11 protein-coding genes are annotated in these 13,605 nt (G+C 70.6%); 7 read left to right on the top strand and 4 right to left on the bottom strand.

Annotation, left to right across the window (positions count from 1 at the left end; all coding sequences use genetic code 11):
* The first annotated feature begins 228 nt into the window (after positions 1-228).
* Positions 229-2,682 (top strand): DNA gyrase/topoisomerase IV subunit A, encoded by a 2,454-nt coding sequence (locus HNR57_RS31925; RefSeq protein WP_184565556.1) that lies wholly within the window; start codon positions 229-231, stop codon positions 2,680-2,682.
* On the opposite strand, the gene HNR57_RS31920 is transcribed toward HNR57_RS31925, so the two are convergent.
* Entirely contained in the window at positions 2,679-3,743 is a 1,065-nt protein-coding gene (locus HNR57_RS31920) for a CobW family GTP-binding protein (RefSeq protein ID WP_184565554.1), read from the bottom strand. The two genes, HNR57_RS31925 and HNR57_RS31920, sit on opposite strands and share 4 nt — an antisense overlap.
* 509 nt (positions 3,744-4,252) lie before the next feature.
* On the opposite strand from HNR57_RS31920, the gene HNR57_RS31915 reads away from it, so the two are divergent.
* Both HNR57_RS31915 and HNR57_RS31910 read left to right on the top strand, forming a co-directional pair.
* Positions 4,253-4,492 carry a hypothetical protein gene (locus HNR57_RS31915; protein ID WP_313675331.1) on the top strand — a complete coding sequence of 80 codons (240 nt, stop codon included), beginning with the start codon at positions 4,253-4,255 and terminating at the stop codon, positions 4,490-4,492.
* A 148-nt stretch (positions 4,493-4,640) separates the two neighbouring features.
* Positions 4,641-5,339, top strand: a complete 699-nt coding sequence (locus tag HNR57_RS31910; RefSeq protein ID WP_246555141.1) for a DUF6082 family protein — start codon at positions 4,641-4,643, stop codon at positions 5,337-5,339.
* A 14-nt stretch (positions 5,340-5,353) separates the two neighbouring features.
* On the opposite strand, the gene HNR57_RS31905 is transcribed toward HNR57_RS31910, so the two are convergent.
* Positions 5,354-6,514 carry a citrate synthase gene (locus HNR57_RS31905; protein WP_184565552.1) on the bottom strand — a complete coding sequence of 387 codons (1,161 nt, stop codon included), beginning with the start codon at positions 6,512-6,514 and terminating at the stop codon, positions 5,354-5,356.
* A gap of 110 nt (positions 6,515-6,624) precedes the next feature.
* Between HNR57_RS31905 and HNR57_RS31900 the strand changes: the two genes are divergently transcribed.
* The 4 genes from HNR57_RS31900 to HNR57_RS31885 all read left to right on the top strand — a co-directional run bounded on the left by HNR57_RS31900 (position 6,625) and on the right by HNR57_RS31885 (position 11,347).
* Positions 6,625-7,884 carry a citrate synthase gene (locus HNR57_RS31900; protein WP_184565550.1) on the top strand — a complete coding sequence of 420 codons (1,260 nt, stop codon included), beginning with the start codon at positions 6,625-6,627 and terminating at the stop codon, positions 7,882-7,884.
* Between the two features lie 53 nt (positions 7,885-7,937).
* A complete protein-coding gene (locus tag HNR57_RS31895) occupies positions 7,938-8,882 on the top strand; it encodes a ferredoxin family protein (RefSeq protein ID WP_184565548.1) in 945 nt (314 codons plus the stop codon).
* A 111-nt stretch (positions 8,883-8,993) separates the two neighbouring features.
* Positions 8,994-10,667, top strand: coding sequence for an ATP-binding protein (locus HNR57_RS31890; RefSeq protein ID WP_184565546.1), 1,674 nt, complete (start codon positions 8,994-8,996; stop codon positions 10,665-10,667).
* Positions 10,667-11,347: a response regulator gene (locus tag HNR57_RS31885; RefSeq protein ID WP_184565677.1), complete on the top strand. Its 681-nt coding sequence runs from the start codon at positions 10,667-10,669 to the stop codon at positions 11,345-11,347. The genes HNR57_RS31890 and HNR57_RS31885 overlap by 1 nt, the downstream gene beginning before the upstream one ends.
* Before the next feature lie 73 nt (positions 11,348-11,420).
* Here the strand turns inward: HNR57_RS31885 and HNR57_RS31880 are convergent, their stop codons facing one another.
* Together HNR57_RS31880 and HNR57_RS31875 are read right to left on the bottom strand one after the other, a co-directional pair.
* On the bottom strand, positions 11,421-13,013 hold the full coding sequence (locus HNR57_RS31880; RefSeq protein WP_184565544.1) for a monocarboxylic acid transporter: 1,593 nt from the start codon (positions 13,011-13,013) through the stop codon (positions 11,421-11,423).
* Positions 13,010-13,570 (bottom strand): DUF485 domain-containing protein, encoded by a 561-nt coding sequence (locus HNR57_RS31875; protein WP_184565542.1) that lies wholly within the window; start codon positions 13,568-13,570, stop codon positions 13,010-13,012. The genes HNR57_RS31880 and HNR57_RS31875 overlap by 4 nt, the downstream gene beginning before the upstream one ends.
* Positions 13,571-13,605 lie beyond the last annotated feature (35 nt).

Below are 13,605 nucleotides of genomic sequence, written 5' to 3'. Positions count from 1 at the left end.
AGGGTCCGGCGGGCGTCGGAGACCGGGCCCTGGTCCCGCTTGTCAGTGCGGCGGTCCACAATGGTCGGCGTCAGATCCGGATCGCAGCAGCATGAGCGAGCCGCAGGGGCGGCCGGTGACGAGTGGGCGAGCGCGCGCAGGGCCCGAAGGGCTGGGCACGGTCGACGTCTCCTCACCGGCAGGAAAGCCCCGTAGGCGAGCGACCAGTAACAGGAGGAGCCGGCAGCGATGGCCCGCCGCAGCACGAAGACGCCGCCCGACGACTCGTACGAGGAGCGGATCCTCGACATCGACGTCGTCGACGAGATGCAGGGCTCCTTCCTCGAGTACGCGTACTCGGTCATCTACTCCCGGGCTCTGCCTGACGCGCGCGACGGTCTCAAGCCCGTGCACCGCCGCATCGTGTACCAGATGAGCGAGATGGGCCTGCGCCCCGAGCGCGGGTACGTCAAGTGCGCCCGTGTCGTCGGCGAGGTGATGGGCAAGCTGCACCCGCACGGCGACGCGTCGATCTACGACGCCCTCGTGCGCATGGCCCAGCCGTTCTCGATGCGGGTCCCCCTGGTCGACGGCCACGGCAACTTCGGCTCGCTGGGCAACGACGACCCGCCGGCGGCCATGCGGTACACCGAGTGCCGGATGGCCGAGGCGACGAGCCTGATGACGGAGTCGATCGACGAGGACACCGTCGACTTCAACCCCAACTACGACGGTCAGGAGCAGGAACCGGTGGCCTTGCCCGCCGCCTTCCCGAACCTCCTGGTCAACGGCGCCTCGGGGATCGCGGTCGGCATGGCGACGAACATGGCGCCGCACAACCTGCGCGAGGTCATCGCCGCCGCCCGCCACCTGATCAGGTACCCGAACGCCGATCTCGACGCCCTCATGAAGCACGTCCCGGGCCCCGACCTGCCCACCGGCGGCCGCATCGTCGGCCTGTCCGGCATCCGGGACGCCTACGAGTCCGGCCGCGGCACGTTCAAGATCCGGGCGACGGTCTCGGTGGAACCCGTGACGGCCCGCCGCAAGGGACTCGTGGTCACGGAGCTGCCCTTCACCGTCGGCCCCGAGAAGGTCATCGCCAAGATCAAGGACCTGGTCGGTTCGAAGAAGCTCCAGGGCATCGCCGACGTCAAGGACCTGACCGACCGCGAGCACGGCCTGCGCCTGGTCATCGAGATCAAGAACGGCTTCGTGCCGGAGGCCGTCCTGGAGCAGCTCTACAAGCTGACGCCTATGGAGGAGTCCTTCGGCATCAACAACGTGGCCCTGGTCGACGGCCAGCCGCTCACCCTGGGTCTCAAGGAGCTCCTGGAGGTCTACCTCGACCACCGCTTCAACGTCGTCCGGCGGCGCTCGGAGTTCCGCCGCGGCAAGAAGCGCGACCGGCTGCACCTGGTCGAGGGCCTGCTGACGGCTCTGCTGGACATCGACGAGGTCATCCGCCTGATCCGCTCCAGCGAGAACTCCGCGCAGGCCAAGCAGCGCCTGATGGAGCAGTTCTCGCTGAGCGAGGTGCAGACGCAGTACATCCTCGACACGCCGCTGCGCCGTCTGACCAAGTACGACCGGATCGAGCTGGAGTCGGAGAAGGACCGGCTCAACGCGGAGATCGAGGAGCTGACCCGGATCCTCGACTCGGACGCGGAGCTGCGCAAGCTGGTCTCCTCCGAACTGGCCACGGTCGCCAAGAAGTTCGGCACCGACCGGCGTACGGTCCTGCTGGAGTCGGGCGGTGCCCCGGTCTCCGCGGTGCCGCTGCAGGTGGCCGACGACCCCTGCCGGGTGCTGCTGTCCTCGACGGGTCTGCTGGCCCGTACCGCGAACGGCGAGCCGTTCGCGGAGGACGCCGGTGCCCAGCGCGTGAAGCACGACGTGATCGTCTCGGCGGTGCCGGCCACCGCCCGCGGCGAGGTGGGCGTGGTCACCTCGGCGGGCAGGCTGCTGCGGCTGAACGTGATCGACCTGCCCCAGCTTCCGGAGTCGCTGACGGCACCGAACCTCGCGGGGGGCGCGCCGCTGGCGGAGTTCGTCTCCCTGGAGGACGACGAGACGGTGGTCTGCCTGACCACGCTCGACGAGTCGTCGCCGGGACTGGCGCTCGGCACGGCACAGGGTGTCGTCAAGCGCGTGGTGCCGGACTACCCGGCCAACAAGGACGAGCTCGAGGTGATCACCCTCAAGGAGGGCGACCGGATCGTCGGCGCGGTCGAGCTGCGCACCGGCGAGGAGGACCTGGTCTTCGTCACCGACGACGCGCAGCTGCTGCGCTTCCAGGCGTCCCAGGTCCGAGCGCAGGGCCGCCCGGCCGGCGGTGTGGCCGGCATCAAGCTCGCCGAGGGCGCGAAGGTCATCTCCTTCACCGCGGTGGACCCGGCGGTGGACGCCGTGGTCTTCACCGTCGCGGGCTCGCGGGGCACGCTGGACGACTCCGTCCAGACGACGGCCAAGCTGACCCCGTTCGACCAGTACCCGCGCAAGGGCCGCGCCACCGGCGGCGTCCGCTGCCAGCGGTTCCTGAAGGGCGAGGACTGCCTGTCCCTGGCCTGGGCGGGTCCCGTCCCCGCCCTCGCGGCGCAGAAGAACGGCACCCCGGCCGACCTCCCGGACATCGACCCGCGCCGCGACGGCTCGGGAGTGTCCCTGGCGAAGACGGTGGCCGTGGTGGCCGGGCCGGTCTAGGCCGGGTCCGCGAGATCCGCCTCGGGATCGCGCACGTACCGCAGGACGCCCCACATGCCGTGCTCGTCGGCGTGTGGGGCCTCGCTCCCGCACGCCTCCAGCTCCTTGCCGAGGGCGGGGGCGTCGATCCCGGAGCCGATGAGGACCAGCTGGGTGAGGCGTTCGCCGCCGCCCGGCCAGGGCTCCGGGTAGAAGCGCAGGAACCGCCCGACGGCGTGGACGGCGTAGCGGTTGCGGACGTCGTACGGCCCGAAGTCGACGTAGCCCTTGATCCGGTACAGCCCCTCGGGCCTGCTGTCGAGGAACGTCATCAGCCGGCGCGGGTCGAGGGGCTCCCGGGAGGCGAACGACAGGCTGTCGTAGGCGGCGTGCAGGTGGCCGGCGTGGCCGTCGTCGTCCCCGCCGTGCTCGTGCAGGTCGTCGAAGGAGAGCTGCCCGATGCGCTCCTCGCCCGGACGGCAGTCGAAGAGGAACTCGGGGTCGATCCGGCCGTAGGTGGCCGGCACGACGGCTGCGCGGTCGACGAGTGACCGGACCAGCCCGAGGACGCGTTCTCCGTCCGCCGCCCGGTCGAGCTTGTTGACGACGACGAGGTCGGCCAGTGCGAGATGCCGGTCGATCTCGGGATGCCTGGCACGGGTGTCGTCGAACTCGACGGCGTCGACGACCTCGACGAGCCCTCCGTACACGACTCCGGGATGCTCGCTGGCCAGCAGCATCCGCACGAGTTCCTGCGGCTCGGCGAGACCGCTGGCCTCGATGACGATGACGTCGATGCCGAGGGAGGGCTCCGCGAGCCGCTCCAGGTACTGGTCCAGTTCGCTTGCGTCGACGGCACAGCACAGACAGCCGTTGCCGAGGGAGACCGTCGAGTCGCCGAGGGCTCCCGCCACGGCCATCGCGTCGATCTCGATCGCCCCGAAGTCGTTGACGATGGCGCCGATACGGCTGCCGCCGCTGCGGTGCAGGAGGTGGTTGAGCAGGGTGGTCTTCCCCGAGCCGAGGAATCCGGCCAGGACGACGACCGGGATCTGCTGCGTCTTCGGGCTCGGCTGACTCACCGTGCGACCTCTCTCGCGCCGACGCGTGCACCGGCTCGCGTTCCCGGCACACGTGGGAAATGGGGATGCCGCCCCAGGATACGAGCCGGGAGATCCACACCGAAGTGAACGATGGTCAGCAGCACCTGAAGGAGGCCGGGCAGACCAACCTCCTGCAACGGCGCCTCCTGGACCGGGAGTTGCTGAGCCTCCGACGAGGCCGGGCCGATCCTCGTGCAACTGGAGGAGGCGGACATCGACGAGTGGTGGGTTGTGGGTCTACAGGAGAGCTGGGGCATGAAACGTTGCCGACCCCATGTCCCCCTCGTTATCACCCTTCACGGCATGATCGGCCGAGGAAAATGTGCCGACGCATCGCCGGCCGTGACTGAATGCGCTTTACTGCCAGACACCCGGGCGACGCCACAAGCGTCGTTCGCTCCGTCGAGGACGAGCCCCCTACCGTGCAACGCTCGTAGCTTTCGACAATTGTGCACTCCGCCATGCACCCATGCTCTAAAGGACAATCAGTGACGCACATTATCCGTCGGATCGGCGCTTCACCCCGTGAACGAGGAAGCATCTCCGGCGCTAATTGCCCTGACATCTTTGAACTGGCAGACGGAAACTTCGCCGTCATCGGGACAGACGTCACCGACACGCTCGACAGCAAACTTCCGAACGATGCCTCGCGGGCCGACCACGAGCGGATCGTGTCCATTACCCGGGAGACACTCGTCCGCGCCAAGGCGGACATCCCGGACGCCTGATCTCGCTCGCAGGGACAGTCGGCCTGCTCGCCATCGCAGAGGAACGGACCGCCTGCGTGCACCGGTCGTGTTCGCAGGCGGTCACCCGAAGAAGAACCGGTTTCCCATCCCTCCGACGGGGAAGCATCACGCAGATGTTGGGGGGCGGATGGATCACCGACGCTTCAGCCGGTCACTGTTGCGGATGGGTCTGTGGGGTGCAGCAGGTCTCCTGGGCGCAGCGCTCGTCGGCGCCGGTTCCATAGTGATCAGTGGCTGGCTACTGAGTGGTGTCGAGGACGTGAACGGCGGGCGGCGCCAGGCGGTTGAGCGCAGCGCTGTCGGTGACTACTTCGGGGGCATCAGTGCCGTCTTTTCGGGACTTGCTCTTCTCCTTCTCGTGATCACCTTGCTGTTCCAACAGCGGGAACTGCGCTTGCAGCGTCAGGAATTGACATTGCAGCGACAGGAACTCATCTCCTCCCGCGAGGAACTGCGACGCAGTGCACGAGCCGATCTCCGAGCTCTGCACGTTCAGCTGACTCAGATGGCCATGGAGGACCCCTCCTTGGCAAGCGTGTGGAATGACTACCCGGACGAGACGGCTGAAGTAGTGCGCCAGAACCTGTTTGCCAATCTCACATTTGGCCATTACCTCCTCTTCTACGAATGGGGAGACGTGACGGAAGGGGAGTTGCTCGAGTACGCCCGCACGCTTCTCAGAAGTCCTTCCTTCCAGCGCTACTGGGAGGCCTCCCGCGGCGCCAAGGAAGGCCTCTCACCGGACAGCCATGAGGGACGCCTTTTCCGCATCTTCGAGCAGGCCATCCGCGACACTCAGGGGCGCGGCATGCCAAGCCCCTCGTAGCCGGGTGCGGGCCTTCAGACGGGGACAGGCGCCGGCGCCTCCGGCCCCACATACCGCGCCACCGGCCTGATGATCTTCGTGTCCTCCGCCTGCTCCAGGATGTTCGCGCTCCAGCCCACCGCCCGGCCGGCGGCGAAGGTGGGGGTGAACATCTCGCGAGGCAGGCCGCAGAGTTCCATGACCACGCCCGCGTAGTACTCCACGTTGGTGTGCAGCTCACGGCCGGGCTTCAGCTCCGCCAGAATCGCCTCGACGTGATGCTCGACCTCGACGGCGAAGTCCACCCGCGGCCCGCCGAACCCCTGGGCGACCTCGCGCAGCATCCGGGACCGCGGGTCCTCCGTGCGGTAGATCGCGTGCCCGAACCCCATGATGCGCTCACCGGCGAGCACTCGCCGGCGCACCCAGGGATCGATACGGTCCGGGGTGCCGATCGCGTCCAGGGTGTCCAGGGCCCGGCTGGGCGCGCCCCCGTGCAGCGGACCCGACAGCGCCGCCACCGCCCCGGCGAGACATGCCGCCACGTCCGCGCCCGTCGACGCGATGACCCGGGCCGTGAAGGTTGATGCATTGAATCCGTGATCAATGGTTGAGATCAGGTACTGCTCGATCGCCCGCGCATGCCGCTCGGTCGGCACCGAACCGGTCAGCATGTACAGGTAATTCGCCGCGTAGGACAGGTCCTCGCGCGGCTCCACCGGTTCCATCCCCTCCCCCAGCCGGTGCAGCGCGGTGAGCAGCGTCGGTACGGCCGCGGCCGCCTCGATCGTGTCCTGCCGGCGCCGGTCGGCGTCGATGTCGTAGACGGGGCGGAACCCTTTCGCCGCACCCAGCAGCGACAGCGCGGTCCGCATCCCGGCCAGCGGCCCGGAGCGCCCGCCGGCCGCGGCGATGGCCGGCAGCGCCGCTCGCACCTCGTCGGGCAGGCGCCGCAGCGCGGCGGTCTCGGCCGCGAAGGCCGCCCTCCGCTCGGCGTCCGGCAGTTCGCCGTGGACGAGCAGGTGCCAGACGTCCTCGAAGCCGCGGGTCCGCGCCAGGTCGACGGCGGAGTACTGGCGGTAGTGGTAGAAGCCCTCCATCCCGCGGACATCGCCGATCCGGGTGTCGGTGACGACGACACCGGCAAGCCCCCGAGGCGCTTCGACAAGAGTGGCTGCTGACCTGTTGACGGACATGACTTCCTCCCTGGACTTGATTCGACTGTCCATGATTGACTGAAGTCGTGTCAATATTGATTGAATCAACATAACAGTCAATGATCCGCTAGACGGATACGGTGACCCCCATGCGCGATCGAGAAGCCGCCTCCCAGGACACCGAACGGCGGCTCAGCACCAAGGAGGCCGCCGAGCTGCTCGGCGTGAAGCCGGAGACCGTGTACGCGTACGTGAGCCGCGGCCAGCTCAGCAGCCGCCGGGTGAGCGGCGGCCGGGGCAGCACCTTCGACGCCGGGGAGGTCGAGGCCCTCGCGCGGCGCAACAGGCGCGAGAGCCCCGGCGGTTCCGGCTCCGGCGGCGAGCTGTCCGTCCGCACCCGCATCACGCTCATCGAGAGCGACCGCTACTTCTTCCGCGGTGTCGACGCGGTCGACCTGGCCGCCCGGCACACCTACGAGGAGGTCGCCGAGTGGCTGTGGACGGGCCGGATGCTCCGGGGCACCACGTTCACCGCACCTCCGGCGTCCGTCGCCGTCGCCCGCCGGGCCGTCGAGGCACTGCCCGAACACGCCGCCCCCGCCGACCTGTTGAGGGTCGCGACGATCGCCGCCGCGACCGCCGATCCGCTGCGGTTCGACCTCTCCGAGGGCGCCGTGCTCGGCACCGCGCGCACCCTCATCCCCACGCTCGTGGCCGCTCTGCCCCCGGCGGGCCGGCGACGCCTCGACGAGGGCCCCCTGGCCCACCGCCTGTGGTCCCGGCTGTCGGTGCACAAGGACCCCGACGAGGCCTCCCTGCGCGCGCTGGACGCCGCCCTCGCCCTCCTCGTCGACCACGACCTGGCCGCATCCACCCTCGCGGTGCGCGTCGCCGCGTCCGCCCGTGCCCACGCCTACGCGGCGGTCTCCGCCGGGCTGGGCGTGATCGAGGGCCCGCTGCACGGCGCGGCCAGCGGGCTCGCCCACCGGCTGCTGCAGGACGTGCTCGACCAGGGCGACGCGGCACCCGTGATCGCGGACGAACTGCGCGCCGGCCGCCGCATCCCGGGCCTCGGACACCGGCTCTACCCTGGCGAGGACCCACGCGCGCGTGCCCTGTTCGCCCTCCTGGAGCAGATCCCGCGCGCGGAGCCCGCTCTCCTGGCGGCCCGCGACATCGTCGAGACGACCGCCCGTCACGCCCCCCTGCACGCCAACGTGGACCTGGCCCTGGCCGTGCTCACCGCCTCCTGCGGCATGGCCCCGAACGCGGGCGAGACGATCTTCTCCGTGGCCCGGACGGCGGGCTGGATCGCCCACGCCCTGGAGGAGTACGGCGAGCGCCCGCTGCGGATGCGCCCGAGTGGTCTCTACGCAGGTCCGAAACCGCCGCAGCCACTGCCGGAGTAGCGCAGGCGGGGCCCGAAAGCCGCCGGGACCGAAGTCAGGTTAGGCTCACCTCTGTGAGTACGTGCTCAAGCGTCTCCCGGGACTTCGCCGAGCCTGTTTCGGGAACCGCGGCCACCGCGAGGACCTGGCTGTTGCTGGAACAGCCCGGTCCGTGGGGTGCCAAGGCGCTCACCTCGAGCCACCTGGACCCCGCACTGGGGCGTGCCCTGGAGGCTGCCGCCAAGGACACGGGCGTACGGATCGCGCTCATCCGCCGCCCCGGGCGCCACGCGGACCGCCGCGTGCCCGCCGCGCGCCGGGTGTACGCCGCGCACGTCGTCCCGGGAAACGTGTGGCTGCACAGCGCCTCGACCGCGGACCCTGGGAGGCTGCTCGATCTCGACTTCGCCGCACTGGGCCGGGGCGACCACCGCTCGTTCGGCGCGCTGCTCGGTGGCCGGCCGCACGACGGTGACCCGCTCGCCCTCGTCTGCACCAACGGCAAGCGCGACCGCTGCTGCGCCCTCCTGGGCCGGCCCCTCGCGGCCGAGCTGGCGACGTCGGGGGTCGAGGGCGTCTGGGAGGTCACCCATCTGGGTGGCCACCGCTTCTCCCCCACGGTGCTCGTGCTGCCGTACGGATACGCGTACGGCCGGGCGGAGGCACATTCCCTCAAGGAGGTCCTGCAGGGCGCCCGTGAGGGGCGGATCGTCGTGGAGGGATGCCGGGGCAGCTCGGCCTGGGAACGGCCCGGTCAGGCCGCCGAGCTCGCCGTGCGCACCAGGACCGGCGAATACGATGCCCAGGCTCTGAGTGTCGTCCGGACCTCCGGGGCGGCCCCGCGCTGGGAGGTGACCGTCGCCCACGCCGACGGACGCCGCTGGCAGGTCGACGTGGCCCAGGGCGCGGCCCTGCCGCCCCGCCCCGAGAGCTGCGGGGCGTCCGTCCTCGGTTCCCCCGCACGCATGGACGTGGTGGAGGTGCGCGAGGTGAGGGTGGCGACGGCACTGGCCAGCTGACCCTCCGGCTCGCCACGTGCACATAGTGCTCCCGCCTCCGTACACATTGATCTGGAGATCCACGCCACACCCGTCTAGGGAAGGCGGCAGGCCGCACGTACGGTCTTGGGTATGAGCCCCACTCCCCCCGCGCGCCGCCTGCGCCTCGGCCTGCCCCGGCGGGTGTTCTCGCAGGTGCTGCTGATGCAGGTGGCGATCGCCGCGGGAGTCGCGGTGCTCGCGACCGGACTGTTCCTCGCACCCCTCAGCAACCAGCTCGACGACCAGGCCATGCGCCGCGCGCTCGCGATCGCGCAGACGACTGCGCAGCTGCCGGATCTCGCGGACGACCTGCGTGACACGCCGCCCTCGCCGGACGGCCCGGTGCAGCGGGAGGCGGAGCGGATCCGGAAGGCCACCAAGGCCGAGTACATCGTGGTGATGGACTGGCGGGGCGTGCGCTGGTCGCACACGGACCCGAAGCAGATCGGCGGCATCGTCTCGACCGACCCCGGCCAGGCCCTGGCCGGGAAGGAGGTCATGGAGATCGACAGCGGCACCCTGGGCCGCTCCGCCCGGGGCAAGGTACCGCTGCGCGACAGCGACGGCACCGTGGTCGGCGCGGTCTCGGTCGGCATCGCCTACGACAGCGTCCGGGCCCGGCTGATCCACGCGATCCCTGGGCTGTTCGCGTACGCCGGCGGTGCCCTGGCCGTGGGCGCGCTGGCGGCGTGGCTCATCTCCCGGCGGGTCCACCGGCAGACCAGGGACCTGGCCTTCTCGGACATCGCGGCGCTCCTGTCGGAACGCGAGGCGATGCTGCACGGCATCCGCGAGGGTGTCGTCGCCCTGGACCGCACCGGCCGCATCCGTCTCGTGAACGACGAGGCCCAGCGGCTGCTGGGCATCGGGGAAGCGGTGGTGGGCCGGTCCCCCGACGAAGCGCTCGGCACGGGCCGTACGGCCGATGTGCTGGCCGGACGTGTCACCGGAACGGATCTGCTCACCGTGCGCGGCCAGCGGGTGCTGGTCGCCAACCGCATGCCCACCGATGACGGCGGCGCCGTGGCCACCCTGCGCGACCGCACCGAGCTGGAGCAGCTGGGCCGCGAACTGGACTCCACCCGCGGTCTGATCGACGCCCTGCGCGCCCAGGACCACGAGCACGCCAACCGTATGCACACGCTTCTGGGGCTGCTCGAACTGGAGATGTACGACGACGCCGTCGATTTCGTCGGTGAGGTGGTCGGTGACCACCGGGCCACCGCTGAGCAGGTCACCGAGCGGATCGAGGACCCGCTGCTCGCCGCCCTGCTGGTCGGCAAGGCGACCGTCGCGGCCGAGCGGGGCGTCGCCCTGGGAGTGTCGGACCGGACCCGGCTGCCCGACCGGCTGGTCGACCCGCAGGGGCTCGTCACTGTCGTGGGGAACCTGGTGGACAACGCCCTCGACGCCGTCGCCGGCAAGCCACACGCGCGCGTGGAGGTCGAACTGCGCGCCGAGGGCCGTACGGCGATCCTCAGGGTGCGCGACACCGGGCCGGGAATCCCCCCGGAGCACCGGGAGTTGATCTTCACCACGGGATGGTCCACGAAGAAGCCGCCGGCTCACCGCGAGCGGGGCATCGGACTCTCCCTGGTGCGCAGGCTGGCGGAGCGGCAGGGGGGCAGCGCTACGGTCGGTGAGGCGCACGGCGGAGGCGCGGAGTTCACCGTCGTCCTGCCCGAGGCGCTGGCCGGGCTGGGTCCCGAACCGGCCGTATCGACCGTGCCGTCCGCACCGCGGACCGCCGAGGAGGGGTCGTGATGATCGAGGTCCTGGTCGTGGACGACGACATGAGAGTCGCGCGGGTCAACGCCGCCTACGTCGAGAAGGTACCGGGCTTCCATGTCGCCGGAGAGGCCCACAGCGCCGCGGAGGCACTGCACCGGCTGGAGACGCTGCCCCGGCTGGACCTGGTGCTCCTGGACCACTACCTGCCGGACGCGACGGGGCTCGAGGTCGTCCAGGAGATGCGGCGGCGCGGCGACCAGACCGACGTGATCATGGTGACGGCCGCCCGGGACGTCTCCACCGTGCAGGCGGCGATGCGGCACGGCGCACTGCAGTACCTGGTCAAGCCGTTCGCCTTCGCCGGCCTGCGCGCCAAGCTGGAGGCCTACGCGGAGCTGCGCCGCACCCTGGACGGCGGTGGAGAGGCCGAACAGGCCGAGGTGGACCGCATCTTCGGGGCCCTGTCGGCGTCGTCGGAACCCGACCTGCCCAAGGGGCACTCCCCCACCACCGCGGAGCTGGTCCGCCAGTCCCTTATGCACGCGGACGGGCCCTTGTCCGCCCAGGAGATCGCCGAGCGGACCGGAGTGAGCCGCCAGACCGCCCAGCGCTACCTGAAGCTCCTGGAACGCACGGGACGGGCCAGGCTGACCCTCAAGTACGGCGACGCGGGCCGCCCTGAACACCGCTATGTGTGGGCGACCCGCGGCTGAGGCGGCACCCCGCCGGCGTTCTCAAGGACGCGGTGATGGGTGCCGTCCCGAACACGGCATCGACAGACCGCCTCTACGCCGCTCCCGCACCCGTCAGCGACCGCACCTCTGTCTCCGCGTGCTTGACCTCGTCCGGGACCTCCGCCGAGGTGACCGTGCCCAGCCAGCCCGCGAGGAAGCCGAGGGGGATCGAGACCAGACCCGGGTTCTGCAGCGGGAAGTACTGGAGGTCGAGGCCCGGGAACAGCGAGTCGGGGCTGCCCGAGACCACCGGTGAGAGCACCACGAGCACCACGGCCGGGACCAGACCGCCGTAGACGGCCCACACGGCACCCCGTGTGGTGAAGCCGCGCCAGAACAGCGAGTAGAGCAGCACCGGCAGGTTCGCCGAGGCGGCGACGGCGAACGCCAGGCCCACCAGGAACGCCACGTTGAGGTCCCGCGCCAGCAGACCGAGCGCGATCGCCACCGCACCCACGCCGACGGCCGCGATACGGGCCACCGCCACCTCGCTGCGCGGTTTCCCGCCCCGGCGCCGCAGCGACGCGTACAGGTCGTGGGCCACGGACGCCGAGGACGCGAGCGTGATACCGGCGACCACGGCGAGAATCGTGGCGAAGGCCACCGCGGCGACGATCGCGAAGAGGACCGTCCCCCCGGTGGATCCCGCACCACCGCCCAGGTCGAGCGCCAGCAGCGGAACCGCCGTGTTCCCGGCCGCGTTCGAACCGCGCACAGCGTCCGGCCCCAGGATGGCGGCCGCACCGAACCCGAGCACGATCGTCATCAGATAGAAGCCGCCGATGAGCCCGACGGCCCAGACCACCGAGCGGCGCGCGGCGCGCGCGGTGGGCACGGTGTAGAAGCGCGACAGGATGTGCGGCAGCCCTGCCGTGCCCAGCACCAGAGCCAGCCCCAGACTGATGAAGTCGAAGCGGGCGGTCCAGTCCCCGCCGTACTTCAGCCCCGGCGCCAGGAACGCCGCGCCGTGCCCACTGCGCTCGGCTGCCGTGAGCAGCAGCCGGTTCAGGTCGCCGTGGAAGCGCATCAGGACGAGCGCCGTCAGTGCGATGGTGCCGCCGAGCAGCAGAACGGCCTTGACGATCTGGATCCATGTGGTGGCGCGCATCCCGCCCAGCGACACATAGATCACCATGAGCGCGCCCACACCGATGACGGTCCAGGCACGGGCCGCGTCGCTCGTGCCCCCGAGCAGCAGCGCCACCAGGCTGCCGGCGCCGACCATCTGCGCCACCAGGTACAGAACGGACACCGTGACCGAGGAGGTTCCCGCCGCGATCCGTACCGGCCGCTCCCTCATCCGGGCCGCCACGACGTCGGCGAGGGTGAAGCGGCCGCAGTTGCGGACCAGTTCGGCGACCAGGAACAGCACCACCAGCCACGCCACGAGGAAACCCACGACGTACAGCAGCCCGTCATAGCCGAACAGCGCGATGAGCCCGGTGACCCCCAGGAAGGAGGCGGCCGACATGTAGTCACCCGCGATGGCAAAACCATTCTCCATGGGTGAGAAGAGCCGCCCGCCCGCGTAGAACTCCTCCGCCGAGCCACGCCGGTTGCGGCTGACCCAGGTGGTGATCCCCAGCGTGATCGCGACGAACACGCTGAAGAGCAGCAGTGCGAGCGTCTGATGTTCCCCCGTCACGACCCACTCCCGCTCATTCCACGTGTCAGTTCCTGTGTGTCCCACCGCACTTCGAGGGCGGCTCGGTCCCTGCGCAACCGCGCGTGCCGCGCGTAGGCCCAGGTGAGAAGGAACGTGGACAGGAACTGCCCTAGCCCCGCCACCATCGCGACGTTCACCGCTCCCGCCACGGGCCGCGCCATCAGCTCCGGCACCGTCGTGGCAGTCACGACGTAGCCCACGTACCAGGCGAAGAACGCCACCGACGCCGGCACCACGAACTTGCGGTAGCGCCGCCGCACCTCCTGAAAGGCCGCACTGCGCTGCACTTCCAGGTACACGTCGGCCGCCGCGGCCCCCATCTCGCCCTCCGTCCGTGCCGACGGAACCATCGGTTGGGCTTGCGCCCCGTCGACGGACGACTCGCCCCAGCCGGAGGCGAGGGCGTCGTACCAGGGATCGTCGTACCTGAGGCGTCCGGCCTCCTCGGCCGGGACCGGGTCATGATCATCGAGAGGCTCGACCCGGCTCTCCTGGCCGGTCCCGCCGCCACGGGGACGGCCCTTGCTTGGCTGCATGCCCAAGGATGGACAGAACGGGAAGATCCCCGACT

This window comes from Streptomyces paradoxus (assembly GCF_014202475.1).
GTDB classification, from domain to species: Bacteria; Actinomycetota; Actinomycetes; order Streptomycetales; family Streptomycetaceae; genus Streptomyces; species Streptomyces paradoxus.
The sequence above is the reverse complement of the archived record's forward strand: the minus strand, read 5'-3'. Positions and strand labels throughout refer to the sequence as shown.